The sequence below is a fragment of the Epilithonimonas zeae genome, from assembly GCF_023278365.1.
GTDB classification, from domain to species: Bacteria; Bacteroidota; Bacteroidia; order Flavobacteriales; family Weeksellaceae; genus Epilithonimonas; species Epilithonimonas zeae_A.
Map to the genome: position 1 here is coordinate 2485498 of NZ_CP075338.1, position 25440 is coordinate 2510937.

Below are 25440 nucleotides of genomic sequence, written 5' to 3' on the forward strand. Positions count from 1 at the left end.
GTATGTATTTAAAAATGTCGGAAATAAAAAAGTCAGAGCTGATAGAGTTGAAATTAAGAAAAAACGAATACAGTAGCTACAACGATGACTTGAATAAGTTTCTGTCATTCGGACTTACGGTAATATCTAACCTTGATGATTTTTATAAAAATGCTACCGTAGAAACAAAAGTTCTTTTATTGGGTTCGTACTTCACAGAAAAATTAATTTTTGAAAAAAATAAATTCCGAACCCTTCCTTTCAATGAAGCAATCTCATTACTTTGTAGGTATAATCGGGATTTCCAGAGGTTAAAAAAAGAAACGGGAGCTGATTCTTCAATCAACTCCCGTTATGTACCCCAGACGGGACTTGAACCCGTACGTCCTTGCGGACACAGGATTTTAAGTCCTGCGTGTCTACCAGTTCCACCACCAGGGCGACGGTGGAGCGAAAAACGGGACTCGAACCCGCGACCCCAACCTTGGCAAGGTTGTGCTCTACCAGCTGAGCTATTTTCGCATAAAAAAAATTCCTAATTGCTTAGAAATTCTTTCTTTGTGCGGATGAAGGGACTCGAACCCCCACGCCGTGAAGCACCAGATCCTAAGTCTGGCGTGGCTACCAATTACACCACATCCGCATTATTTTTAAGAACTCCTTTTCTTTCGTTTTGGTGAGTGCAAATATATAACTCTTTTGTATTCTCTCCAAAATAAATTCAACATTTTTTAAAAGTTTTTTGATCACCCGTTTTTTCAATAACATCAATACTTTTTATTACCTTTACACACTTAAAACATTTTCGAGATATGGAATTAACAGGAACGATAAAGAAAATTTCTGATTTACAAACTTTTAACAGTGGATTTCAAAAGAAAGAATTGGTTCTTTTGACAGAAGAGCAGTATCCACAACCCATTAATATTGAATTTTTATCAGAAAAAGTTGACTTACTGAATACATATAAAGTAGGTGACAAAGTAAAAGTTCATATCAATATCAGAGGTAGAGAATGGACAAGTCCACAGGGTGACGTAAAATATTTTAACTCTATCACAGCTTGGAGAATGGAAAAAGATGGTTCCAGCGATTTTAATGAACCGACTGAAGCTACGCCTTCTCAAAATTCACCTGCAACAGAAAACAAAAATGTTTTTGCTGAGGATGAAGATGATGATTTGCCTTTCTAAATATTAATAGAATAATATCACATAGATCTCCCTGCATTTTAAAATAAAGTGCAGGGATTATTTTTTATAAACCCAAAATCATCCAATGCTTAGACTTGATCCTAACGATATTTCTTTTCCAGATCCGGAACATTATGATTCGGAGGATGGATTGATGGCTTTCGGAGGCGATTTGAGACCAGAACGACTTTGGTTTGCTTATCAAATTGGATTATTTCCTTGGTATAATGAAGGTGAAGAAATCCTTTGGTGGTGTCCCGATCCAAGGTTTGTTCTTTTCCCGAATGAGATTAAAATTTCAAAATCAATGAGAAAAATTCTGCGAGATGAGATTTTTGAATTTACTGAAAACCATTGTTTCGAAGAAGTGATGAGAAATTGCAAAACTTTGGAAAGAAAAGGCCAGGATGGGACCTGGATTAATGAAGAACTCATCGCATCTTTTGTAAAACTTCACAATTACGGGAAAGCTAAAAGTTTTGAAGTCTGGCAAAACGGCGAGTTGGTTGGTGGATTTTATGGAATTTTAGTCGGAAATGTTTTCTGTGGCGAAAGTATGTTTTCCAAAGTTTCTAACGCTTCCAAAGCCGGATTTATCCATTTCACGGCCAAATATCAACTCCAATGGGAACTCATCGATTGTCAAATCCACTCTGAACATCTGGAAAGTCTGGGCGCAAAAATGATTCCGAAAATCGATTATTTAAACATCTTAAAACAACAAAAACCTTGAATACCGAAAAGCTAAAATGGATTCTTCTCATCGCTCTATCTGTGATTTGGGGATCATCTTTCATATTGATAAAAAAATCTCTGGAACATTTTAATCCTTATGAAGTTGGTGCGTTGAGAGTTCTGATATCCGGAATTGTATTAATGCCTTACGCCATTACTAAAATCAAACAATTCCCGAAACAGCATACTAAATGGTTGATTTTAGCTGCCGTGACGGGAAGTTTCATTCCAATGTTTTTGTTTCCATTAGCAGAAACTGAGATTAGCAGCAGCATTGCAGGAATCATTAACTCTATGATGCCGATATTCGTAATTATAGTCGGTTCTTTGGTGTGGAAGTTCTCTACGACCAAAAGACAGATGATTGGCGTTTTAATCAGTTTTATTGGCGCCTGTATCTTGGCTTTGGGAAGTGGTGAAAGTGGCGAAATCAAGATCTATCCTATTCTTTTGCTGGTTTTGGCAGTTCTAATGTATGCTATCAGTACAACGACTATAAAATCAAAACTACAGGAAGTTCCGGCAATTCTGATGTCAGCTTTTATTTTTTCTTTCGTCTTGTCTTTACCTTCATTAATTGCTTTGGTATTTTCCGGATTTTTCAATGATTTCACTTTTAATCAAAGTACGTTTGAAGGACTTGGTTTTGTAGCGATGTTATCGATCTTTGGAACGGGATTGGCCATGATGATGAATTACAAATTACTAAGTATTTCTACGCCACTTTTTGCGTCAACCGTAACTTTGCTAATGCCGATTGTTGCGATTATATGGGGAATTTTGGATGGCGAAACTCTTACCACAATGCAATCTGTCGGAACATTGATTATTTTAGCTGGATTAATATTTCTGAGAAGTAAACCGAAAGTTACTCCTTAGCTTAATTTTCCGCATTTGACAGATCCTGTAGATTAAATTGTCGAAATTTGAATTGATGCCGAATGCCCTAGCCCTGATTGCAACGGCATCCTTTTGTGATGAGGAACGAAGAGCAAAAGATATAGTGGAAAGCAGGTTCCCGGCTCCTTAAAAATAAAAAGCTCAGATAATTCTGAGCTTTTCTTTTATTTCTTTTTGGTCTTTATTTTTTTGACCTGTTCTTTGATGAACGGATATTTCTGCTGCATATCTTTGCTGAGCGATGGATCCAGTTTTAAGGCTTTTTCCAGCTTAGCAATACCTTCTGAATCATTTTTCAGGTTGAAGTAGCAATTACTCAACTGATAATATAATTCGGCACGCTGATGCGTTTGTAAAGCTTTTTCCAAAATTGTAATCGCTTCCTCGTACTCTCCTATCAACATCAAAACTTCTGAATAAGCATACCAATTGTAAAATCTGCTCGGTTCTGTATCAACCAGCTTTTTCAGGCAAGTCAAACTTTCCTCATACTCACCGCAAGTGATGTAAAGAAAAGCTAAACGTTTCTGATATTCCAGATTCCCAACGTTGAGAGCAACCGCTTCCTGAGCAAAGTAAAGCGCTTCTTTGGTATTCCCCATCTCTTCATAAATGTTGGATTGCTCCATCATCGCCAAATAAAACTGAGGATCTTCTCTCAGGGATTTTTGGAAAGACGTGAGCGCAGGAACCAATTTCTTAGCTTCTTTGTAGCACAATCCAATTTTATAGAAGGTGAATGCTTTTGTATATTCTAATTCCAGCATTTCTTCATAAACCTCAATCGCTTTGTCCCACTCGCCCATTGCCTCATAGCAAGATGCCTTGTTTGCATAAACGCCAACCGCACTTGAGTTGATGGCTAAAATATAATCGAATCCTTTGATGGCTTCTTCGTAATTCTTTTTGTTGAAGAAAAACTGTCCGTACTCATACCAAGCGGTTTCCGAGAATGGAAATTTATCTAGATATTGATTCAGGAAGTCTATGGCTTCTTGTGGACGGTTCAGTTTATTATAACAAACCATTACATTTTCCAAAGAATAATCGTCATAAGGATCGTGCTCCAAAGCTGAAGTATAATGTTTCAGCGCATTGAAGGGATCATCAAGATTGACATATTCATCGGCAATGAAATTGTGAAGAAAGTTTTCTTCTTCCTCCAGTTCCAAAGCTTTCTGACAATATTCTATTGATTTTTTTGGGTTTCCAAGGTTGGAATAATATTTAGCACAACAAACCAAAAAGTCTGTGTCTTCCAAAGACGACTGATGCAATTCATCAATCAGTTCTTTTGCTTTCGCATAGCGCTCTAACTCCAAGAAAACTTCTAATTGCTTAGTTTTGATTTCCAAAGAATTAGGGTGTATTTTCAGAGCGTGATTCACGGCCATTTCTGCATAGCTGTAATCTCCGAGCTCCAGATAATAGATGATAATTTCTATATATTCTTCGGTATCGAAATAGAATTCATCATTATTCTCTATCATTTCTTCGAACTTTTTAGCAAGTTCGTTTTCAAAAAATTCTTCCAATATATGTGTGGTTTAGATTTGAGATTCAGCTCCGCTCAGATTGTTTTGCAATGTGAGATCTGTAAATGAATTACAATTGCCCGGTCTTAAATCTTCTTTTATAAAGTTACTCAATTTAATTTTGAAAATAAACTATCTGAGTATGATAATTTATTAACATTAATCCTTTTTCTGTTCTGTATAGATGGTAGTCAAAAACATACCAAAGGACTTTTCCAATCCTGTAATATCTCCAGATTTTAGGTTCACTCCGCCGTAGATACTATCGTTACTACGAATTTTGAAATTAGATAAAGAAAAATATAAAGATTGTTGCCCCGCTTTTCCTGCCAATTTTACCGTTGATCCCAATAATTTTCGAGTCGAAACTGTCATTACTTCATTATCTACGAGATTCAGTTTGATATAGTTTCTTGGTTGCACTTCGATGGCTTTGTTATCGATATTGATTTTCTGAGTTTTTTCTGCGGAAGAAATTAAGAAAGCGACGTTTTGCTCATCTGCGATTTCATCAGCTTTGGTGTAATACAAATTCAGAATATAATAAGCAGGATCAAATTTTTGTGTTGTTCCATCCACGCTCTCAATGGATTTCAGAGAAAATGTATTAGCTCCCACTTGCTTGGCTTTTTTATAAATTTCTCCAAATATTTTTACATCATCATTGGAAAATCCATTCACTAATATTTCTCCTAAAAATTCTGATTTAGAAACATCCGATATTTTATAGAAAAATTTGTCTTTGTTATCATTCGTTTTATCGACTTTGTTGAGAATAACCGTCTGAAGATAAAAGAACTGAAAACAAAAAACTGAAATTAAAAATAATAATTTACGCATTCGTTAATTTTAAGATTTCAACACAATCTCGTAGGCTATTTTCCCAATGTTTTGGTTCGATTTGATAATCTTTTTCGATTTTGTCCAAAGACATTGTACTTCTCTTCGGACGTTTTGCCGGCGTTGGGAACTCTTCTGTTGTGATTGATTTTAATATAACGTCAGAGCCCGAAAATTCTTTTATTTTATTGGCAAAATCAAACCAAGTGGTTTCCGGATAATTTGAGAAATGATAAATTCCGAAGGTTTTATTTTTAGCATCTATGATTTCTAAAATTGCTTCAGCAAGGTCATTCGCATTGGTAGGCTGACCGAATTGATCGCCTACAATGCCCAACTCATCTTTGATCTCAAATAAGTGAAGCATCGTTTTCACAAAGTTCTTATTGAATTCCGAATACAACCAAGATGTTCTAAGAATCACTGTCTCCGGATTATTTTCCAAAGCTAATTCTTCGCCTTTTCTTTTTGAAGCACCATAAGCACCGATTGGATCTGTAAAATCATCTTCTGAATAACTTAAATTAGTTTCGCCACCAAAAACGTAATCTGTTGAAACGTGAATCAAGATTGCATTGTTATCCTTGCAAACCTGGGCCAAATTCCCAACACCTTCTGCATTAATTGCAAAAGCTTTTTCAGTTTCTGTCTCCGCCAAATCTACAGCTGTATAAGCCGAAGCATTAATCACAAAATCTGGCTGATATTCTGCAAAAACAGTCTCTACTTGTTCAAAATTCGTGATATCTACAACGGATGATCCCGTAAAGTTGAAATCGTACTGATCGTGGTATTTTGGCGCTAACTTTTGCAGACAATGTCCCAACTGACCGTTACCTCCTATAACAAGTATTCTTTTCATAACTATTTTGTTTTATTTTGAAGTCTCAAATAACCGACTCTTTCCTTGAATGTTTTATGATCGATTTCAACTAAAAACTTAGAGAATTTTTCTAAGCTTTCATCCGACATCATCTCAGCTTTTCTGGTTTTCATATTGAAGTAAATCACTGTTAACCAAAAAACCGCATGAACTATACCATTCTGATCCTTCATCAATAATTCTACAACTAATGTCATATTATTCACCGCAATTGTTTTACTGGTAATCTCAACTGTAGAATTGTATCTTACTTCCTTCAGATAAGCAATCTCATTTTGAATCGTAACCCAAGTACAGCCCGTTTCTCTAGTATATTGCTCGTAAGTAAAACCATAGTTTTGTTCTACGTGATCTTCTCTTGCGTTGAGCATATACTCCAGATATTTGACATTATTGAGATGTCCAATTGGATCACAATCTGCAAAACGGATTTTAAAGGTTGATGAAAATTCTTTTTCCATAATTACTATTCCTAAAAAACCGTCTCGTTACAAGAAACGAGACGGTTTTAGATATTAATTGTCTTAGTTGATTAAAGACCTAATTCTTTTCTAACTGCTGGTGTAGCATCTGTTCCTGCCTTGTAAACTAAAGCCGGTGTAGAAGCATCAAACACATACTCATAACCTGCTGCTTTAGCTACTTTAGAGATAGCATCATTGATTTTTTTCTCAAGTGGTGCTAGACCTGCATCTCTTTTTTCCGCGATATCTTTTTGAGCTGCAGAATACATCTGCTGAAGGTTTTCCTGAAGTTTTTGAACTTCCTGGCTTCTTTGCTCATTGATAGCTGCTGTTTGCTTAGGAGCCTCATCCTGATATTTTTTCATCAAGTCCTGAAGAGACTTTCCTTGCTTTTCTAATTCACCTTGTTTTGCAGTCTGCAAATTTTGCAATTGCTGATCAAGAGCTTTCATTTCTGGCATAGCCGTGAAAATTGCGTTGATATCTACAGAAGCAATTTTCTGAGCGTTTGCAAATCCTGTTGCAAAAACCATTACAACTGCTACTAATAATACACTTAATTTGTTCATTTTAAAAAGTTATGTTTATAATTTATATTAATTTTAATTTGATGATCATTCAGACATCACTTTTTTCTTTAAGGCATTGACCTTTGATTTTAGATTGGTCTTTCCTCCTCTTTCATTTTTACTGCTAGGACTTGATATATTGTTACCTTTCGTTTCCTCAACTTTAGGTGTATTCTTTCCCAACAAAGCTAAAACAGCATCTGTGTAGTCATACTTTTTATCTAAAAATATAACACTAATGTTATTGCTTTTATCAAGAACTATTCCCAAATTATTCTTTGTAGAAACAGTTTTGATAGCATTCCAAATCTGATCTTGATAAGGTTTCGTCAAATTAGAACGCAACTGATTAACTTCTCCGTTGGTTCCAAATCTCGCACCAATAGTATTACGTACACTTGCCTCCAAATCTACGATTTCTTTTTCTCTTAGCTTCAACTGATCACCAACAAGCAAAACTTTTTCATTTTCGAAAGCTTCTTTTTTTCTTTCGTATTCTGCCTGTAATTGTTGCAAATCAGAACGCCACTGTTCGACTTGGGTATTGAGTCTGTTTTCAGCTTCTTTATACTGAGGCAATTTGCTCAACACATAGTTCGTATCTACAACACCTATCTTTTGTGCATAGATTTGTGTAGTAGTAAAAAGAATTGTTACAATTAATGCTAATTTTTTCATCCTATAAAAATAGTATTTATTTTTTATAATGGTTGGTTCATCAAGAAGTGTTGTTGCCATCCTGATGGTTCTGAGCTACCTAATGTTTTATCAAATCCATAAGCGAAATCAAATCCAATCAATCCGAATGCTGACATCGATACTCTGATACCTAAACCTGCAGATCTTTTCAATTTGAAAGGATTGTAAGTTCCGAAGCTGTTCCAGGCATTTCCTGCTTCTGCAAACGTCAAAACGAAAATCTTCGCTGTTTGGTTCATTGATATCGGATATCTTAACTCTGCTGCAAATCTGTTATAAATTGTTGCTCCTCCATAAGGTGTGATATCGTAAGTTGATGAAGAACTAAATCCTGTAGAAGAAGCATTCTCATAACCTCTCAACGGTACCAGCTCTCTACCATCAAATCTACCATTGAACAAACCAACACCTCCGACATAATATCTTTCAAAAGGTGGTGGACCTAATTCTTTGCTATATCCATTAAGGAATCCCATCTCTCCAGTTGTTCTAAGAACCAATTTCCCGATAACTTCGTTGTAGAAATCAGCTTTTAACTTCACTTTATAGAATTCCATCCACTTATATTTGTCCAAAGTACTCATTGTAGAATAATCTTTGTTACTGAACCAAGAATATGGTGGCGTAAATTTCAAAGACGCTTCTATATTAGAACCATAAGTTGGAAAAACAGGATCCAAACCAGCTGAGTTTCTACTCAAACCAATATTGAAACTGAATGATTTTGTACTACCATTATACTCCAATGCATCACCAAAATAGAATGGATAATTGCTGAAGTCATAACTTTGATACTGTATCCCAGTATAAAGAGAGAAATAATCATCCGGCCATTTCAATGATCTCGAAAGACCAGCAGTTGCAGAGAAAATATTCATTTTTTGATCTCCAGTAGAATATGAATAATTAACTCTAGAATAATTCAATCCAATACTCAAAGCCGTAGGTCTTGTTCCAAATACCCAAGGTTCTGTAAATGAAACTCCATAATTGGTAAAATATTGTCCTGCTTGAGCCTGAAGCGATAAAGTTTGTCCGTCACCTTGTGGAACCGGTTTGAAATCTTTGAACTTCAAAAAGTTTCTCAAAGAGAAGTTATTGAATGTTAATCCTAATGTTCCGATGAAAGAACCTCCACCGTAACCGGCTTGCAACTGTACCTGAGAAGATCCTTTCTCTACAAGCGTCCAGTGCATATTAACCGTGTTATCCTGTGGATTTGGTTTTACATCTGTTCCGATTTGTTGAGGATCGAAAAACTGCATACCAGCCAATTCGAAATAAGTTCTCTTGATATCCGATTTTGCGAACAATGTTCCAGGTTTAGTTCTAAGCGCTCTCAAAATCACGTGATCGTGTGTTGTAGTATTTCCAGACCAGGTTACACGATTCCAAGTTGCTTTTTCCCCTTCATTAATTCTGATTTCCAAATTGATAGAATCACCTTTGATTGATTTTTCAATCGGTGTAACATTGGAGAACAAGAAACCATTATTCATATAAATGGACTTCAAATCAGAATCATCTTCTTTTCCGCCATCTTCTCCAACTTTTTTGTTGAATCCTACTGCATCATAGATATCTCCGGTTTTGTAGCCTAAAATTTTCTGTAAAAACTCTGTTGTAAAAGTGGTATTTCCGATGAAGTTGATATCACCTATATAGTATTTTTTACCTTCATTAAGCTTTACATTGATGTTATAACCTTTTTCGTTTCTGGTAACAGAATCCGAAACAATCGTAGCATCTCTAAAACCTAAAGAGTTATAGTAGCTTATCAAATTTTTCTTATCCTCATCATATTTATCCTGGATAAATTTGGAAGGTTTAAGAATACCTAACAAAAATCTTTTCTGTTTGGTGTCTTTGAAACCTTTTTTTCTAAGTTTTCTATCAGACACATTTTCATTACCTTCAAACTCGATTTTGTCGATTTTGACTTTTTTACCTTTGGCAACTTCAATAGTCCAATCTACAAGATTAGCATCTGTACCATTTGCTTTTTCCTGAATATTGATTTTTGCATCAGCAAATCCTTTGGCAACATATTCCTGAGGAATTTTATTTTGTAAACTAGAAACCAAATTGTTATTAATCTTAGTTCCCGGCTTCAAGTTGTTATCCTTGATCAGTTTTTCATTCTTGGATTTTCCAATCCCTTTACCCGTGAATTTGACTTCGCCTAATTCCTTAAGGTCTTGTAACGAGAATTGCAGGACAACGTTTTGCCCTTCAACATCCTGAATATAGACCTCAACCTTAGAAAAAGATTGGGTTTCCCAAAGTTTCTTGACAGCATTGCTGACTCTCTGCCCCGGAATTTCTAACTTCTCTCCTTTCACAAGACCTGTAAAACGCAAAATCTGAGCTGGTGTGTATCTTTTGACACCGTCTACAACGATATCTTTCAGAACATACTCTTGGTTTTGGTTTCCTGCAAGTTCTGTGCTTTCTGCATTGTTACCCTGTGGAACAACCTGAGCGTGAAAATACACTGAAGCTGTCAACAAAATAATGGGTATAAATCTTAATTTCATTCTTATTGAAGTTGTTCTCTTTTCTAATATATTTTATGAAGAAATCTGATCGCTGGTCATCCCGTATCTTCTTTCTTTATTTTGATAATCTAATATGCACTGAAAAAAAGTGTCCTTTGTAAAGTCCGGCCAAAGTACGTCTAAAAACTGAAGTTCAGCATAAGCAATCTGCCAAAGCAGAAAGTTGCTAATACGGACTTCGCCACTTGTTCTTATCATCAAATCAACCGCTGGAAAATCTTTGGTATAAAGATGACTTTCGAACATTTTTTCATCGATATCTTCAACATCTATATTCCCATCTTTCACATCTTGACTGATTTCTCGTACGGCTTTCAGGATTTCTTTTTGAGAACCGTAATTCAGTGCGAGAATCAGATTTCCTTTTTTATTATTTTTAGTCAGTTCAATAACATTAAGCAATTGATCTCTTACTAGTTCCGGAAGTTGTGTAATATCTCCAACCACATGCATTCTCAATCCCTTAGTAAAAATCTCTTCTGCTTCTAGCAATAATGTTTCTGATAAAAGATTCATAAGAGTATCGACCTCTTCTTTCGGACGATTCCAGTTTTCTGAAGAGAATGTATAAAGCGTAAGATATGGTATGTGAATCTCGTTACAGGCATTAATAACATTACGAACGGCAGTGATAGCATTTTTGTGTCCAAAGGTTCTTTCTTCTCCTCTGGATTTTGCCCATCTACCGTTTCCATCCATTATAACAGCAACGTGTTTCGGTAATTTGTCTTTATTTATTAGCTTTTTTAAGTCCTGCATAATTTTATTTGCAATAACAAGGCGGTCTTCCAAAAGAGTAAGACAAAATCAATGTTGCAGAATTAACCCAATCTTTAGAATTCAGATTACCCACATTCCTTTGATTCATAAAACCCTGTACAATAACAGCTGTCTCGTCTTTTCCAAGAGAGCTTTTCACTGTCACATCTCCATCCTTCAACATACTATAATCCACCTGATCTGAGAAAGTCGGACGAAACGTAAATTCTCCTGACAATGCCCAGTTATAATTAAATTTATATTTAAGTCCTACACCAAAAGGAAGTCCCATTGTAAAAGCTTTTTCTTGTCTGTATTTAGCTTCTACAGTAGTATTCGTGATTGTTAAATCTGCTTTTGCTGCATTCATATACAGCCCGGAAATACCTGCAAATACGTATGGACTTATCATGCTAATCTGCTCGTCATTCACTGGCAAAAAATTATATTCGAAAAGTAAATCAGCTGATATCACCGAATTGGTTCCTCTCAACTGCCTCATTCTCCGATAATCTTCTTTCGCATACCTATCATCAAACTGAATGTTACTAAATCCCACATTAAGCCTGACGGTTTGATAGGGATTAAAATTCATTCTGTACATTACGCCTCCATAAAATGGAAGTCCGTTCTCAGATACATTTCCGAGAGGCTTTTGAAGAATATAGTTTGTTCTCCCAATATCTCCAACAAGATTACTCATTCCTAATTGTACCCCAATCTCGTGTCTCTGAGCTTTTGCAAAACTCAAAAAACAAAATATAGCAACAAGGGCATAGGTGAATTCTCTCTTCATTTTCAATATACTGAAACGTCTATTACTCAAAAATTTGGTGCAAATATAAAACATTTTTAGATTAAGGAACTTCTTAAAGTTTAGTTAAATAAAAACAAAAAAATATAATTTATTGTTATAAAAACGAACTTATTCCCAAAATAGTCTATAAAAAAATAAAAGCCTTGATAAAGACTTCTATTTTTTATTAAAAAACATTTTCAGCTTATTCCTTATTTTAATTATTGTTGGTTCTTTATAATTTTTATCTTCATCAAAATAGCCATAACCATAGCCATAGCCATAGCCGTAACCATAGCCGTAGCCGTAACCATAGCCATAACCTTGCTTCACTACAAAATCATTATAAACCAATCCCAGATTCGTTATTTCTTTATTGAAGTATTTTTCCGTAATCATCTTCAACATATGTTTTTCTGTATACTCGTGGCGAATAACATAAATTGTGGTATCTGCTTTTTTAATCAGTTCAAAAGAATCGGCAACCAAACCTACAGGTGGCGAATCTATAATAACATATTCATAGATTTCTTTCAATCTTTCTATGAACTTCATGTTATTATCACTCATTAATAATTCTGAAGGATTCGGAGGAATAGGCCCTGAAGTAATAACATCCAATCCCGGAATACTTGTATGATTGATGATTTCATCCAGTTCTACCTGACCTGTCAGATAATTGGAAATTCCGTTTTTGTTATTAATTTTAAAATCACCAAAAATCTTTGGCTTTCTTAGATCCATTCCTAACAAAACAGCTTTTTTTCCACTTAATCCGAGAATCGAAGCAATATTAATCGAAACGTATGTTTTACCTTCTCCACTAATAGAAGATGTCACCAAAATAACTTTACTTTTTTGCTCCTCATCGAACAAGAACCGAAGATTAGCTCGTACAGCCCTAAATGCTTCCGAAATAGAAGATTTTGGTTCTTCTAAAACGGTTAAATTGTTATCATAACTATTATGACCAATCACGCCAAGTAATGGGATTTTGGTTACTGATAACAGTTCTTTAAGATTTCTGATTTTATTATCCAGCAATTCAGCTAGAAGAAGAAAAATAAGCGGAATCAATAGCAAACCTCCTATAATCTGCATCTTTGTGCCTTTCACATCTGGAGCAATAGGACCCTGCCCAAGATTTTTTGCACTATCAATAATATTGAGATTACTTTGATTAGTCGCAACACGCATTTGAGATTTTGCCTGTTCTGTTAATAAAGTATTATAAGTATTTTCAATAATATTATAACCTCTTTGAGCATCTAAGAAAATCCTCTGTTTTTCTGGAAGTGTCACAAGTTCCTGATCTATCTTTCCGATTTGGGCATTAATATCAGCAAGTCTATCGTTATAACCTTGAAAATATTTTTTCAATCCACCTTGGGAAGTAAATTTAGCTTCATTAATCAATCGATTAATTTCACGCATCGGCTCAGAGTTTGGCGTATAAATTTGAGCCATCTCTCTGCGTTTTGCGTAGAGTTGCTTTAATTCTGAAACTGATGCATTGAAACTTCCGTCCTCAATTCCTGCAATATTCAGGCTAATGATTTTCTCAATATTATTTGTATTAACAGAAGATCTAACATCATTGAGAGAATTGATTTTTGTAGCTAATTCAGCTTTTTGAGTTTCTAGATCCGTCAATTTTGCCAATGTCTTAGAATCGATATTTTCCATATCGAAAAGACGGTTGTTAATTTTCAAATTATTGAGAACCGCGCCACTGGAATCCAGTTTTTTTCTTATCAAAGAAAGATTTTCGTTAAGATATTCTACAGTGTTTTTATCCACCATATTTTGATCCAGCAATCTTTTCTTGATTAATTCCTGTACCGAATTATTAAGAAAACTAACGGTATTATTCAGGTTATAGCCTGACTTCGAAATCACCATAATTGATGGAAGTTCTTTGTCAAATTCTACAGAGAGACTGCCAATGATTCCATTAACAGCTTGATTTACCGGAACCAGAGTGACAATAATATTATCAAGTCCTAAATTATTTGGTGTTGGATTCGGAACCAATCTAAACTTAAGGTTAGGAGTTTCGTACCATTCATTCAGCCCCAAAATTTTATTTTTTGGTCTAGGATATGCGGATATAGTTTCCATACTTTCTGTATCATAATTATACAAGTATGGAGATTGCCCCTCTTCCGGTAAAACTACCTCATATTTATTTTTGTCCTTTGGTATTAAACTAATAGGATAATTAACCTGCTGCAGATGGTTTCTATCAATTTCCAAAAACACAGGACTATCTTCCTGATCCAAATAAGTAGTTTTTATTAATCCTTTTGTAGTGTAATTGGTAATTAAATTCAGTTTTTTAACCAAATATTCATTATGACTTCTTGACAATAATATTTTCTTCAGATAAACTCCATCCTGATTTCCGCCCTGCCCCCAAATGAAGTTAATAGACTGATTGGGAGTGAAGTAACTTGCTGTATTATTAGAAATACTTAAGGACAAACTTGAAGAATAGACTCTCTGAGCGTAATATTTACTATAAACATAAGAAATACAGTAACCTATAAATCCAAGAATCACAAACCAATACCAATTACGAATAACCCTTTGTACAAAATGAGCTGGATCAAACAAATTGAAAGATCCCATTTTTTCAGCCTGTGCTGTATCTTGTGAGTTTTTTCCGTTTTTATCAGGAATCATTATAATCTGGTAATAATTAGATAAATAGACATCACTGTAGTAATCAATGATACCCCTGTTGTCAAAGTCTGTAGCGGTTCTTTTCCAAATCCATTGATACTTTTTCCATTGGTATTAAGATAGATGATATCACCATTCTGTAACCAGTAATAAGGCGAATTCATAGCGTCTTCTCTTGTAAGATCTAATCTTGCGGTTTTTATACCTTCAGGATATTTTCTATGGATCATTATATTTTTACGATCAACAGTACGGTTAAGTCCCCCATTCATAGCGATGGCTTGCATTATATTCAGTTGAGTTACATAAGCTGTTTTTTCTCCAGTTACTCCAACTGTTTCCATATCACCCAGTAGATAATAACGGATACCATCAAGATTTAATCTAACTTCGGACTTACCTTGTAAAAAATTCTCATTGACTTTTTCCTGTATTTCTTTGGTCATATCTTCAAGCGTTCTGCCTTCTGCCTTGACATATCCGATTCCGAAAATATTAACATCTCCTTTAGAATCTACTTTCAACCCATTAAAATAAAAAGTAGCATTACCCCCAGAACCATTATTACCTCCAGTTTGTCCGCCCGTAGCGCCTCCTGCCTGTTGAGGTGCATTATTACTGCCAGCAGCAGATGCATTGAGTGAAGAATAAAATTGTGCAGCATCACCTTTTGGGGTTGTAACAACATTTAAGCTTAAAATATCTCCTTTCGTGACTCTGTATTCTGGAACGTTATAGGGAACCAAACCTTCTTCATTAATCGTCAGGCTTTCGCTAGGCTGTAGATATCGAACATCTTTTTTTGTAACGCAGGAAGAGCAGACTCCTAAAAGAGTTAGTAATAAAAATATATTAAATAAATAACGTTTTATCATCAAATAGTTTTTTGCAAAAATATAACAATTTAATCTTTTTTGAACCGTAACAAAAATATCGGAAGATAAGCCCCCAAAAAACCTAATATTACAATAATTAGTAATAATTGATTTACATTAAGATGTCTTAAAAAATAGGCCGCTATAATTATAAAAAGATAGTAAGCAATAATATAAGCAGTAGATCTTCTGTGGGTTAAACCAAGATTCAATAATTTGTGATGGATATGGTTTTTATCCGGAGATAATACCGATTTTTTGTGATAAATTCTAGTAATGATTACCGTAAGTGTATCTATAATCGGTAAAATCAAAATTGCCACTGCAATTACCGGAGCAGATTGTAAGTGATAAAAGACGTCATCTCTTTTCGCAATAAAAATATCAATAAAAGATATTCCGGTGAACGACAACAAAAAGCCCAATATCATGGAACCTGTATCACCCATAAATATTTTGGTGCTTCTTTTATTGGACAAATTATAAAATAGAAAACCTAGAGAAGCGGCAATCAAAATACCGCAAAGAATAACCAAAGGATCATTGTGGCTTCCTAATCTGAAAAAACTGATCCCAAACAAGGCACTTGTGGCAATGGTATAACTGCCCGCCAATCCGTCTATTCCATCAATCAGGTTAAAAGCATTAATCAAAATAATAAATGTCAATATACTGAAGGCAACACTCACATAATAATTAATCTCATAGACCCCAAAAACCCCGAAAAGATTTCTGATACGGACATCAGAACCTATAACAAGCAGTGCTGAAACTAATATCTGAGCCAACAGCTTTTTATAAGCCCGCAGAACCATAATATCGTCCATTACACCAACAAAAAACAGAATAATAAAGGAGGCAAACAAGAATTTATAACGGTCAAATAATTCGTATGCGAAGATTGGAGCGCAAACGCCTAATGAAAAAAAGATGGCAATTCCACCAAGATTAGGGATTTTCCTCAGGTGAGAACTCCTTGCGCCAGGCTCATCCATCAGATTTTTTCTTCTGGAAATTTTTATGATTGTAGGAATTGCAACGTAAGTAATGAGAAACGAGAATGCAAAGCCGAGCAAGAGCTTAAAATAAAAGAAAGATATTCCGGTGCTTTCTAAAAAAGTTTCGAAATTATTATTCATTCAGTGTTTTTATGGCTTATTATTAATTTATCAATAACCTGACGAGCTTCTTCAATCTCAACAGACTTAGGACGTAATAAATTTTTTTCTTCAGGGGCAAAGATAATAGATAATTCCTACCAAACCGCTTATATTGCAATATATCTTTAATTTTTAAGCCATTAGTTTTGATAAAAGTATCCAGTTCTTGTGACATTTTATCAAAATCGCCAGCATCTTTTACGAAAGCCAAATAAGCCAAGAAAGTATAAACACCTTCCAAAATTTGAAATCCTTTCAAAGCTTCTAATTGATTAGAAAATTGACTTTGACTAAATTTCTTGCTCACAGTTTCTACAGCTTTTAAGATATCCAAACCTTTCGTAGTATGGCTTTTACTTATAGAATCCTGCCTTTCCAAATATTGATAATGATAATCAGGCACGAATGTTAAAGCCTGACATTGAAGCAACAATTGCGGAATCAATTCAATATCTTCGAAATGAATTCCTTTTTTGAATCTTTTATCCTGAAATAATTCTCTTCTGAAAAGCTTATTACAAGCAAAATAAGAAATATCCGAAAAAACCGAAAGATTATTTTCCAGAACAATTTTCTCCGGGAAGTTTGGAAGTTGTGTTAATTTTTGAGTAACATTTCCATTTTCATCCACCTTTTGAAGATTACATATTGCCATTTCGGCGTTGTGTTTTTCAGCAAGATTGTACATCTCTTCAAACATCATTTCGGAAACATAATCATCACTATCAACAAATCCTAAATACTGTCCTTTCGCTCGATCTATTCCGAAATTTCGTGCATCGCTTAATCCACCGTTTTCTTTCATAAAGCCAAAAATCCTGTCCGGATATTCTTGCTGGAATTTATCAATAATCTGTTGAGACTGATCCTTACTTCCGTCATTCACAACAAGAATTTCGATTTCCCGCAAAGTTTGATTGACTAATGATAACAAGCATTTTTCCAGATATAACTCGACGTTATAAACCGGAACAATGATCGAAACTTTAAACAAATTTTCTTGATTTATCATTACCAATATGTTGCAACTTCGTTGCTCCCTATATATGAATATTATTTTCTACCAACATTTCGAGACTTTATTCTAAATCAATTTAATTTCTTGTAAATCTTGGACCTAAAAAGCCTCTCTTAGCTTCATCAAAATCCGATCGTGAACACGGAATGCAATTATCTATGTTTTCATCCTCGCCAAAATACCAAAGATTGCTGAAAACCTCTCTCTTGAAAGCGTATTGCTCATCATTAATCAAAACATAAAAAGTCTCATAAGTTTTCTCTTTCGGATGTGATTTTTGAATATTGATTCCTTCTATCAAATACCAAATCATTTGTGCCAAAAGCTGATGATTGAGTTGAGAATCAGAATAAATATTATAATTGAAAATTCCCACAGATTTCAACCTTTCACTCAATCCGATTTCTTTCATATAAGCACAAATTTCCCTTCTATTCAGTCCATTGACTTGTGGATTCATAGAAAAAGCTTCGGCAAAAGTTTCAATCGCATCGCAGTTAATTGTAACCAAATCTGCCTTTCGAAAATATGGCTCAGTTTTCTCGGTGGAATTCATCATCTCCGCCAGACGGATGATGTCGAACTGAACTTCCTTAATCAATTTCACAGAATCCATTTCGTTGAGATGTTTCTGATAACCCAAATGATGATAATTTTTTATAGAGAAATTTTTGGATCCTAAGATTTTGCTCAAGAAATTAGACTCGTGGATTTCCTCATCCTGTTTCAAAGAAACTACGTTGCTGATCTGAGTATAATTGATATCTTTCTGATGAAAATTGAGCGCAGAAAACAGCGAAAAAGCCAAATCATTGCTACCGCCAATAATTATGGGGACTGCGCCTTTGTAATGACAAGCCGACAAAACTTCCTGCAGAATATAATGCGAATCCTGAGGCGTTCGCCCTGAAACCAAATCGCCTAAATCAATAATCGGAATATCGAAATCTAGTTGTGATAATTTGTAAAATTCTCTTCTGATTCCTGTGAAATCCTGACTTTCTGCATCGCCATTCGCACCACGATAATCTGAAACGAAAAGCAAAACAATACTATTTTCTTTGATTTCGTTTGTTATTTTATTTCCGATTTGCCACTTCTCGGTTCGGAATGATCTTGGCGCAATAATAAAGTCTTCGAAGTTCATAATTTCTAATCTACAATTTTTATAATAACGTCTTTTGGTGTCTTTTTGGAAAATTCAATCAGTTGATTTCTAAGTCTAAGTGTATTTTCTTTCTGCACAGAATAAAAAGAAACAGTTGTTCCGCCAGCCATATAATTATTCTGAATCGTCAAAGTTCCAACTTTTGAAAAATAATCCGGCATTTTTACCCACTCATCAAAAACCAAAGCCACATCAAACATCTGATTTTTTGCGGCATCATAAACATACTTTTGCAAAGCTTTGTTATCTGTAAATTTGGCATGGTCATTTTTTCTCAGTTTTGCCACTTCAATACTTCCCAAACCATAAGTATCCAAAAGATGAATGTGATTAAAATAAGTAATCGCACCAATATCATTAGCAACAACTCTCGAGTTTCTGTAATATTGATGAAGGAAATCTGCCAGTTGAATCTGCTGATCAAAAATATTTTTGGATGCAATTTTCTGTTTATCGAATGTTGTTCCAAATCTCATATAAAATGTTATTAATAAAAGAAAAACTGTTACGATTTTTAGAACTTTATTAGCCACATTTTTCTGAAAAACCTCATCAATAAAAGGTGTAATCGCCAATAAAACAATGACAGCCAGATAAGACTCATATCTAATCAGCCAACCGAAATTGGCGAACAAAAGATGAATTACAAATCCAAAAAACACAACAAACGGAATGACATTTTTGGAAAATTGGAGAATTTGAGAGTTTTTGAGTTTTTGAGTTTTTACGTTTCTGAAAATCTGGATTAATAATATTAAAATCAATACCAGAACCGAAATTCCACGATAGGCATTCCCTGCAACTCTGGTAAAAAATCCGACAATTCCATCGTTCGTATTCCCCTTTAAAATTAAAGAATTAGGCAGAAAAAACGAACCGTGATCCAATGAGATCCATCCGTAAACCACAACCGGAACGATTGCAAAGAGTCCTAAAGCAATGCTTATGACATAATCTTTCTTAAGAAAGAAAAGGTAGACGCAAATAGAGAAAATGAAAAATAAGCTCTCATATCTGAAACCTACGGCAATGATAGAAAACAAAGCAAGATTTGAGAAATTTCTCGGTGTTTTATCTTCAAGATATTTTTGAAATCCTAGTAAAACCAAAACCATCGCCAATGTATGAAAAACGTGCTCCATCCCTGTCATTATCATCAGATGCAAGGGCATTAATAAAACTACAGATGATAAAACAATGATATAAGTTGTCTGGGAAAACCGTTTCAGATATCGATGAAAAATCAGAATTAATCCAATTCCTGCAACACTATTCGCAACCAGCGGGATATATTCCCAATTTCCAAATACTTTAATCAGAATTGCTAATAAAAATGTGAAAAGTGGAGACGATGTTGTGGAAGAAAACTCATATTGGGTAATTCCCCACGTTTGAAATTCAGCAAAATTCTTCGCCATAGAAAGATGAATGTACGCATCATCTAACGGGTAAATATATTTTCCTGCAAAATCCACAACCACCTGAATATTGAAAAAAATCAATAATCCAAGAATTAGAAATATTATTAAAAGTGTTATGTTATTTTTCATCTATTTTTATTGAGGAAACCAAAGGAAGTTTTGATATTTATCTGGTGTGAATCGTCCAGCATCTCCCTGATACTTTACAAATACAAAATAGTAAAATATCATAAAAACTACAAAGAACAGGTGTGCCAACTTTTTGATATTTTTATTATCCATAGCCGCAATAATGTTAGTAATTACAAGCGATGCAAATGCTAAATATGAACCCACCAATCTTGTAGAAAAGACAGGATTACTTCTCATTATAAAATAAAGACAGACACCCATCACCAGGAGATTTCGCATATACTCGTAATAATATATTTTCTCACAGGCTACTTTATCATAAGTAATCAGCAAAAAGCTGAAAACTAAGATTTGACCATCCATGAAACTGGATCCTGAAGCTTCGTAATTGATATATCCATTATATCCATTAGAAACGTCCTGAACATTAAGTGTTTCCAAAAAGGAAGAAAATAGATTATATACTTGAAAAGGCGATAATATTACACAGGCAAGAATAGAATAAAAAATCTTATTGGAGTTCATTGGAATTGTTGCAATCCAATAAGCCGGCAAAAAGATAATGGTTGATTTATGAAATCCGTATGCAACGTACATACATAAAAGGAACCACCATACTTTTCTATCTTTGATAAATGTGAATGAGAGCATACACATCGTCATGCCCAATGCTTGTCTCATATGCCCGCTATCTGCAATGAAATACCCTGGAATAAAAAATAAAAGAATAGCAAAAACAGGATATTTGGAGTCTTTGTAGAAAACCATCAGCTTTCCTCCAATCGTTATAATTGCGCTTATCAATGTAAATTCTTTAAAAGGAAAACCTGTTGCATATACCCACTTATTGAGCATCGCATACATCCACTCGACATCTATTCTGGATTGTCGGAACAGCATTTTATCTACCAATTGTCCATATTCAATTGTAGGAAAATATTGGCTGTACATCGAATCGTAAACCGGATAGTCTGCTCCAACATAACGCCTGTAACCAATCGCAATAATCATATAAACACCAATTGTCCAAAAAATAAATTTCGGAGTTTTAGAATTCTCGTCTCTGTTAACCTCTACAAAACTATAAAGGATTAAAAAAACAAAAATAATGGTGAAAATGGGGTGTAAAAATGCCATTAATTGCCTTTGTGCTATGTGTTTTTCTCGTTAGAATCTTCAAATATAATTCTTATTTTAAGATTATTAAACAAGTATTAATTTGGTTTAATTTTTCAGATATTAATTATTTTTTAATCATTTTTTTTAATAAATACAATCTTACCGGTTCTTCAAAATATTTGAAAGCCAAAGAAGCCATCGTCAAATTAATCAAAACCAATATCAACAACTCTACAGGACTGGAAATATATCCTGAGACATTCAGTTTTCCGATATAGTTTTGAAACGGCTTGAACAAATAAAACGCTGTTAGCTGAAACATATAAAAAGCAAAAGAAATATTGCCCAGATAAACCATCCTTTTTGAATTGAATAACTTATCAAAATACGTTGGAAATGATAATGAATAAATCATCCCAGCAAACAGCAACATACACAAAGCATCAACTTTGTAATCTGTGATTGTAAGAGTCAATAAAGCCAAAACACTAGCTGCAAAAATCACACTCGCTGCGTTTTTCGAAATATTAAAATCAAATCTTAATAATCCTATTAAAATTCCTAGGAAAAACTCAGGAACAATCCTTTCGATTCCGTTAAAAGTATATTCATTAAGGTCAAAATTCTCTATATTGAACCATCTTACAATAAAGAAAAGAACAACAGCACCAAGAACAATTCTGCCCCAAAATTTACTCAATTTGATGATAAAAGCTGCTGTAATGAATAAGAACAGATAAGCAAACCATTCATCTGACAAACTCCAGGAATGTGTGTTCCAGCTCAATGCATCATTGATGTTCCAGGCGTGAATCATCAAGAGATTTGAAACAATATGATCCGGTCTTATAATCAAATCTTTTTGATGAAAAACATATTTTCCAACCAACAAAAGAACGCCAACAATTACAAAAGTTAATATCTGAAGTGGATAGATTTTCGCAAATCTCTTGACCAGAAAATTATAATATTTCCTTGAAGTCACTTTTTCCAAAATGAAACTTTTGTGATAAGCATAGGTCAAAATAAAACCGCTCAACACAAAGAAAATATCTACACCTAGATAACCTTTCTTCACGAAGAAATTATCCAATCCTCCCGTATAAACACAAAAATGATAGAGAAAAACCCAAAATGCAGTATAGAATCTCAGTCCTGTTAAATTGTTCAGCATTGCAATGTGTTTTACCAGTAAAAATTTCCAATCATCTGCATCCCAAAAGTTTGGAGAAGGCATAGATAAAACAAGGTTTTAAATTGATCAAAGCTAATATCCTTCAACAAAATGAGGAAATAAGGCACCAAGAACAAACAGGCTCTTGCCGTTTCTCCGGTTCCGTAAGCACCTGTCAAAAGCATTGTCGAAATGGCCGTGATGGCTGAGAAAAACAAAATATTGATATTTCGGTTTTCAAAAACTTCTGTGCCTGATTTTTCAGAAAAGAGAATAGCCAAAAATCCAAACGACAAAAACAGAAAAATCTCTCCAATGTCTTCCAATCTTGTCATCAGATATACAAATGGCTGATGGAATAATCGGAAGCCATCCGGATTTTCGGATTGTGATGCGAGCAGAAAGGTCTCTAATTGATTATAACCAGTTGTTGTATAAATAATCAGAAAAGCCAAGACAAAAACAACAGCGCTCATCAAACTCAGCCAGACAAAACTCCATTTTCCTTTGACTAAAAAATAGAAACTGATACATCCAAGAAATGCGAATAGAAATAATCCTGAAAACGTCAAAAGATTAGTCAAAATCAACCCAGAAAAAATCAATAAAAATGAAACAGAATCAATTCTCTTCTGATTAAAAATTCTTGCAAATCCTAATAGAAAAATCAAGGTTGAGGACAAAACCAATGCATCAATAGTGACCAAAAGATAAATATTAACGGAAGGAATTACCGCAAACAAAAGCAACATCCACTTCCTTCTGACTTCTTCAAATCCAAGATAAAGCAAAATCTTATAAAACAATGGGAAAGACAAACTTCCCATCGCAAAAAACACAATCGCAAGGGTCTCTATATTAGAAATATTCAGAATCCAATAATGCAAAAGCGTTACAAATGGCGGATGCGTTTTGGTGTGCATCTGGAAATGTTCCAGATTTTTAGAAAAATCTCTTAGCCAAATTTGTCCGTCGGTAATCGCCAAAGCATCGGTATAATATTGTCTTCCTTTCAGGTAAAACGGTTGCAGGAATGCAATATCAAAATCCCCCTGACTCAGATTCCCTAAAACCACGAGAACTATTGTAAACAAAAACAAAAGATAAATATTCAGCTTTTCAGAATATCTGAAAGTGAAAATCCCGGTTAGTAAAAACAAAAACGCAAACACAAATCCGCTCCAAAGAAACTGATTGGGATAGATGACAGAAATCGGGAAAAGGATACCTGTGCCGGTATAACCGCCTTGATTCTGGTAATAGAAATTGGCGCCCGCCATTGCAACCCAAATAACGATCGCTACAAAAAAGATTAGCCAGGGAAAGTTTTTAAGGTTTGCCAATTGTAATTTTCCACCCATCAGGAAATGTGTTTTCTTGGTTGTAAGGGCAAAAATATTAATAAAACTTCAGACTGTTCATTAATTTTTTGTGATTATCCAAGATTTCAAAAATTTGACAAAATCAACTTTGCGTCTTAAAAGCATATTCCTTTAAAGAAAACCTTCGTGCCTTTAAAAACTATCCATTCAGAATCTCAAACACAAAAGTGGTAGAAGTTTCAAAATCTCCACCCTGAGTAGCTCCAAATAAAAATTGAGGCTTTTTTCCATCTTTGCTCATCAGAAGCATCGGACGCTCCAGTCTGCCGAACCGTTTCAAGTGTTTAGGAGGTGTTGGTTCTGTGACATAAGATTTCATATCGAGATAGGCGATTTTTGGCTTTGTCCACTCTAATCCATTTTTGGAAGTTAGATGCAAACCAAATTCGTGGTTATAAAATCCCATATCACGGGCTATCAAATGAAACTTTCCATTTTGTTCCCAAATGAAAGCGTCTTCCAGTTGCGCATTATTCGGCAAAGCGGAAAAATCGATGACCGGATTTTCTGAAACCTTCTTGTAAGGCCCGGTTGGAGTATCGGCTTTTGCCAAACCATATTTTCGGTTACCCCGCACTGTTCCTTTTTGGGTTTCATACTCGTAGGTGTTCCAGGATTTGTAGAACAGCCAGTATTTACCATCATTCCCTTTTACGAAAGCAGGATTGGTGGTACAATGATCATCCCAAGCACCTTCTTTCCCTGGAAGCAGCAAAGGCTGTTCTGGTCTTGCCCAATCGCCGTCCAGAGTTTTGGAACTTGCTAACCCAATTCTTTTGGTGTTGGTTTTCCCGTTGGAATTGCCCATAAAAAACAACAGCCACTCGTCTCCAACTTTTTTAATGAGTGGATTATGACAAGTCGTTGCATCCCAAAACCCGCCACCTCTTGGACTTAGTATCACTTGCTTATGTTCGAATTGATGAAACGGCGAATCTGCCTCGGCACGGCAAATCTCGGAGCCATTCAGCCAGCCGCCCATCCCTTTTTCCTTCTTCCATCGGGAATAAAATAGGTGAACTTTACCATCGTCTCCCCAGATTGGAGAGCTGCACCAGATGTAGTAGCCGTCCAGAGACAACTGCCGTCCGATAGGCTTCAGATTGAAATAAGGCTTCTCCGAAAAATCAAATCCTCTCGTAAATGACGAACCAAAAAACACCGCAGCCATTCCCAAAGCAGAGGTCTGTAAAAAATCTTTTCGGCTAAAGTTTCCAGATGTGCTCATATCTCATGATTTTCAGCTAAGTTAAAGCAATTGGGTTGAGAAAGTATCCTGCTGTTTCGGATTGGATAATCAAAATCTTTCATCCAAAATTTTATTAAAATTTTAAAAATTAACTTTTGTAAACCTATCGTCTATTGTAGTTTACTACATTTGATTGTTTAACAAAAA

At 34.8% G+C, this 25440-nt stretch carries 22 protein-coding genes and 3 tRNA genes; 3 read left to right on the plus strand and 22 right to left on the minus strand.

Annotation, left to right across the window (positions count from 1 at the left end; translation table 11 throughout):
• Positions 1 to 336 precede the first annotated feature (336 nt).
• The 3 genes from KI430_RS11140 to KI430_RS11150 all read right to left on the minus strand — a co-directional run bounded on the left by KI430_RS11140 (position 337) and on the right by KI430_RS11150 (position 622).
• Positions 337 to 420: transfer RNA gene (locus KI430_RS11140), tRNA-Leu, on the minus strand.
• Positions 421 to 425: 5 nt separating this feature from the next.
• Positions 426 to 501, minus strand: a tRNA-Gly gene (locus tag KI430_RS11145).
• A gap of 39 nt (positions 502 to 540) precedes the next feature.
• A tRNA-Leu gene (locus KI430_RS11150) sits at positions 541 to 622 on the minus strand.
• Positions 623 to 791: 169 nt separating this feature from the next.
• Between KI430_RS11150 and KI430_RS11155 the strand changes: the two genes are divergently transcribed.
• The 3 genes from KI430_RS11155 to KI430_RS11165 all read left to right on the plus strand — a co-directional run bounded on the left by KI430_RS11155 (position 792) and on the right by KI430_RS11165 (position 2786).
• Positions 792 to 1172: a DUF3127 domain-containing protein gene (locus tag KI430_RS11155; RefSeq protein WP_074236268.1), complete on the plus strand. Its 381-nt coding sequence runs from the start codon at positions 792 to 794 to the stop codon at positions 1170 to 1172.
• 85 nt (positions 1173 to 1257) lie between these two features.
• Positions 1258 to 1905 (plus strand): leucyl/phenylalanyl-tRNA--protein transferase, encoded by a 648-nt coding sequence (aat, locus tag KI430_RS11160; RefSeq protein WP_248874797.1) that lies wholly within the window; start codon positions 1258 to 1260, stop codon positions 1903 to 1905.
• Positions 1902 to 2786, plus strand: a complete 885-nt coding sequence (locus tag KI430_RS11165) for a DMT family transporter (RefSeq protein WP_248874799.1) — start codon at positions 1902 to 1904, stop codon at positions 2784 to 2786. Before aat ends, KI430_RS11165 begins: the two co-directional genes overlap by 4 nt.
• 185 nt (positions 2787 to 2971) lie before the next feature.
• Here the strand turns inward: KI430_RS11165 and KI430_RS11170 are convergent, their stop codons facing one another.
• From KI430_RS11170 to KI430_RS11260, 19 genes are all read right to left on the minus strand, one after another.
• Positions 2972 to 4342, minus strand: coding sequence for a tetratricopeptide repeat protein (locus KI430_RS11170; protein WP_248874801.1), 1371 nt, complete (start codon positions 4340 to 4342; stop codon positions 2972 to 2974).
• A 159-nt stretch (positions 4343 to 4501) separates the two neighbouring features.
• Positions 4502 to 5182: a hypothetical protein gene (locus KI430_RS11175; RefSeq protein WP_248874803.1), complete on the minus strand. Its 681-nt coding sequence runs from the start codon at positions 5180 to 5182 to the stop codon at positions 4502 to 4504.
• Positions 5175 to 6044: a dTDP-4-dehydrorhamnose reductase gene (gene rfbD / locus KI430_RS11180; RefSeq protein ID WP_248874804.1), complete on the minus strand. Its 870-nt coding sequence runs from the start codon at positions 6042 to 6044 to the stop codon at positions 5175 to 5177. The genes KI430_RS11175 and rfbD overlap by 8 nt, the downstream gene beginning before the upstream one ends.
• Positions 6045 to 6046: 2 nt before the next feature.
• Positions 6047 to 6526: an acyl-CoA thioesterase gene (locus KI430_RS11185; RefSeq protein ID WP_248874806.1), complete on the minus strand. Its 480-nt coding sequence runs from the start codon at positions 6524 to 6526 to the stop codon at positions 6047 to 6049.
• A gap of 71 nt (positions 6527 to 6597) precedes the next feature.
• Entirely contained in the window at positions 6598 to 7098 is a 501-nt protein-coding gene (locus tag KI430_RS11190; protein ID WP_074236261.1) for an OmpH family outer membrane protein, read from the minus strand.
• A 45-nt stretch (positions 7099 to 7143) separates the two neighbouring features.
• Positions 7144 to 7836, minus strand: a complete 693-nt coding sequence (locus KI430_RS11195; RefSeq protein ID WP_248874808.1) for an OmpH family outer membrane protein — start codon at positions 7834 to 7836, stop codon at positions 7144 to 7146.
• Positions 7800 to 10334, minus strand: a complete 2535-nt coding sequence (gene bamA / locus KI430_RS11200) for an outer membrane protein assembly factor BamA (protein WP_248874810.1) — start codon at positions 10332 to 10334, stop codon at positions 7800 to 7802. The genes KI430_RS11195 and bamA overlap by 37 nt, the downstream gene beginning before the upstream one ends.
• Before the next feature lie 33 nt (positions 10335 to 10367).
• Positions 10368 to 11114 carry an isoprenyl transferase gene (locus KI430_RS11205; RefSeq protein ID WP_248874812.1) on the minus strand — a complete coding sequence of 249 codons (747 nt, stop codon included), beginning with the start codon at positions 11112 to 11114 and terminating at the stop codon, positions 10368 to 10370.
• Between the two features lie 4 nt (positions 11115 to 11118).
• Complete coding sequence (locus KI430_RS11210) at positions 11119 to 11910, minus strand: DUF6089 family protein (protein WP_248874814.1); 792 nt, start codon at positions 11908 to 11910, stop codon at positions 11119 to 11121.
• A gap of 177 nt (positions 11911 to 12087) precedes the next feature.
• Entirely contained in the window at positions 12088 to 14595 is a 2508-nt protein-coding gene (locus KI430_RS11215; protein WP_248874816.1) for an exopolysaccharide transport family protein, read from the minus strand.
• Positions 14595 to 15470 carry a polysaccharide biosynthesis/export family protein gene (locus tag KI430_RS11220; protein WP_248874818.1) on the minus strand — a complete coding sequence of 292 codons (876 nt, stop codon included), beginning with the start codon at positions 15468 to 15470 and terminating at the stop codon, positions 14595 to 14597. Before KI430_RS11220 ends, KI430_RS11215 begins: the two co-directional genes overlap by 1 nt.
• A 29-nt stretch (positions 15471 to 15499) precedes the next feature.
• Positions 15500 to 16609, minus strand: coding sequence for a glycosyltransferase family 4 protein (locus KI430_RS11225; RefSeq protein WP_248874820.1), 1110 nt, complete (start codon positions 16607 to 16609; stop codon positions 15500 to 15502).
• Positions 16610 to 16631: 22 nt separating this feature from the next.
• Positions 16632 to 17642: a glycosyltransferase family 2 protein gene (locus KI430_RS11230; RefSeq protein WP_248874822.1), complete on the minus strand. Its 1011-nt coding sequence runs from the start codon at positions 17640 to 17642 to the stop codon at positions 16632 to 16634.
• A gap of 82 nt (positions 17643 to 17724) precedes the next feature.
• Complete coding sequence (locus KI430_RS11235; protein WP_248874824.1) at positions 17725 to 18795, minus strand: formimidoylglutamase; 1071 nt, start codon at positions 18793 to 18795, stop codon at positions 17725 to 17727.
• A 5-nt stretch (positions 18796 to 18800) separates the two neighbouring features.
• The gene (locus KI430_RS11240; protein WP_248874826.1) at positions 18801 to 20366 is read right to left on the minus strand and encodes an EpsG family protein; all 1566 of its coding nucleotides are present in this window, start codon (positions 20364 to 20366) and stop codon (positions 18801 to 18803) included.
• Between the two features lie 6 nt (positions 20367 to 20372).
• Entirely contained in the window at positions 20373 to 21506 is a 1134-nt protein-coding gene (locus KI430_RS11245) for an EpsG family protein (protein ID WP_248874828.1), read from the minus strand.
• Positions 21507 to 21612: 106 nt separating this feature from the next.
• Positions 21613 to 22725, minus strand: a complete 1113-nt coding sequence (locus tag KI430_RS11250) for an acyltransferase family protein (protein ID WP_248874830.1) — start codon at positions 22723 to 22725, stop codon at positions 21613 to 21615.
• A complete protein-coding gene (locus KI430_RS11255; protein WP_248874832.1) occupies positions 22674 to 24023 on the minus strand; it encodes a hypothetical protein in 1350 nt (449 codons plus the stop codon). Before KI430_RS11255 ends, KI430_RS11250 begins: the two co-directional genes overlap by 52 nt.
• 160 nt (positions 24024 to 24183) lie before the next feature.
• A complete protein-coding gene (locus tag KI430_RS11260) occupies positions 24184 to 25272 on the minus strand; it encodes a glycoside hydrolase family protein (RefSeq protein WP_248874834.1) in 1089 nt (362 codons plus the stop codon).
• Positions 25273 to 25440 lie beyond the last annotated feature (168 nt).

Excerpts from the sequence above, each read along its gene's own strand:
- KI430_RS11155 (WP_074236268.1), top strand. The coding sequence starts at position 792 with ATGGAATTAACAGGAACGATAAAGAAAATTTCTGATTTACAAACTTTT.
- aat (WP_248874797.1), top strand. The coding sequence starts at position 1,258 with ATGCTTAGACTTGATCCTAACGATATTTCTTTTCCAGATCCGGAACAT.
- KI430_RS11175 (WP_248874803.1), bottom strand. The coding sequence starts at position 5,182 with ATGCGTAAATTATTATTTTTAATTTCAGTTTTTTGTTTTCAGTTCTTT.
- rfbD (WP_248874804.1), bottom strand. The coding sequence starts at position 6,044 with ATGAAAAGAATACTTGTTATAGGAGGTAACGGTCAGTTGGGACATTGT.
- KI430_RS11185 (WP_248874806.1), bottom strand. The coding sequence starts at position 6,526 with ATGGAAAAAGAATTTTCATCAACCTTTAAAATCCGTTTTGCAGATTGT.
- KI430_RS11190 (WP_074236261.1), bottom strand. The coding sequence starts at position 7,098 with ATGAACAAATTAAGTGTATTATTAGTAGCAGTTGTAATGGTTTTTGCA.
- KI430_RS11195 (WP_248874808.1), bottom strand. The coding sequence starts at position 7,836 with ATGGCAACAACACTTCTTGATGAACCAACCATTATAAAAAATAAATAC.
- bamA (WP_248874810.1), bottom strand. The coding sequence starts at position 10,334 with ATGAAATTAAGATTTATACCCATTATTTTGTTGACAGCTTCAGTGTAT.
- KI430_RS11205 (WP_248874812.1), bottom strand. The coding sequence starts at position 11,114 with ATGCAGGACTTAAAAAAGCTAATAAATAAAGACAAATTACCGAAACAC.
- KI430_RS11210 (WP_248874814.1), bottom strand. The coding sequence starts at position 11,910 with ATGAAGAGAGAATTCACCTATGCCCTTGTTGCTATATTTTGTTTTTTG.
- KI430_RS11215 (WP_248874816.1), bottom strand. The coding sequence starts at position 14,595 with ATGATTCCTGATAAAAACGGAAAAAACTCACAAGATACAGCACAGGCT.
- KI430_RS11220 (WP_248874818.1), bottom strand. The coding sequence starts at position 15,470 with ATGATAAAACGTTATTTATTTAATATATTTTTATTACTAACTCTTTTA.
- KI430_RS11225 (WP_248874820.1), bottom strand. The coding sequence starts at position 16,609 with ATGAATAATAATTTCGAAACTTTTTTAGAAAGCACCGGAATATCTTTC.
- KI430_RS11230 (WP_248874822.1), bottom strand. The coding sequence starts at position 17,642 with ATGATAAATCAAGAAAATTTGTTTAAAGTTTCGATCATTGTTCCGGTT.
- KI430_RS11235 (WP_248874824.1), bottom strand. The coding sequence starts at position 18,795 with ATGAACTTCGAAGACTTTATTATTGCGCCAAGATCATTCCGAACCGAG.
- KI430_RS11240 (WP_248874826.1), bottom strand. The coding sequence starts at position 20,366 with ATGAAAAATAACATAACACTTTTAATAATATTTCTAATTCTTGGATTA.
- KI430_RS11245 (WP_248874828.1), bottom strand. The coding sequence starts at position 21,506 with ATGGCATTTTTACACCCCATTTTCACCATTATTTTTGTTTTTTTAATC.
- KI430_RS11250 (WP_248874830.1), bottom strand. The coding sequence starts at position 22,725 with ATGCCTTCTCCAAACTTTTGGGATGCAGATGATTGGAAATTTTTACTG.
- KI430_RS11255 (WP_248874832.1), bottom strand. The coding sequence starts at position 24,023 with ATGGGTGGAAAATTACAATTGGCAAACCTTAAAAACTTTCCCTGGCTA.
- KI430_RS11260 (WP_248874834.1), bottom strand. The coding sequence starts at position 25,272 with ATGAGCACATCTGGAAACTTTAGCCGAAAAGATTTTTTACAGACCTCT.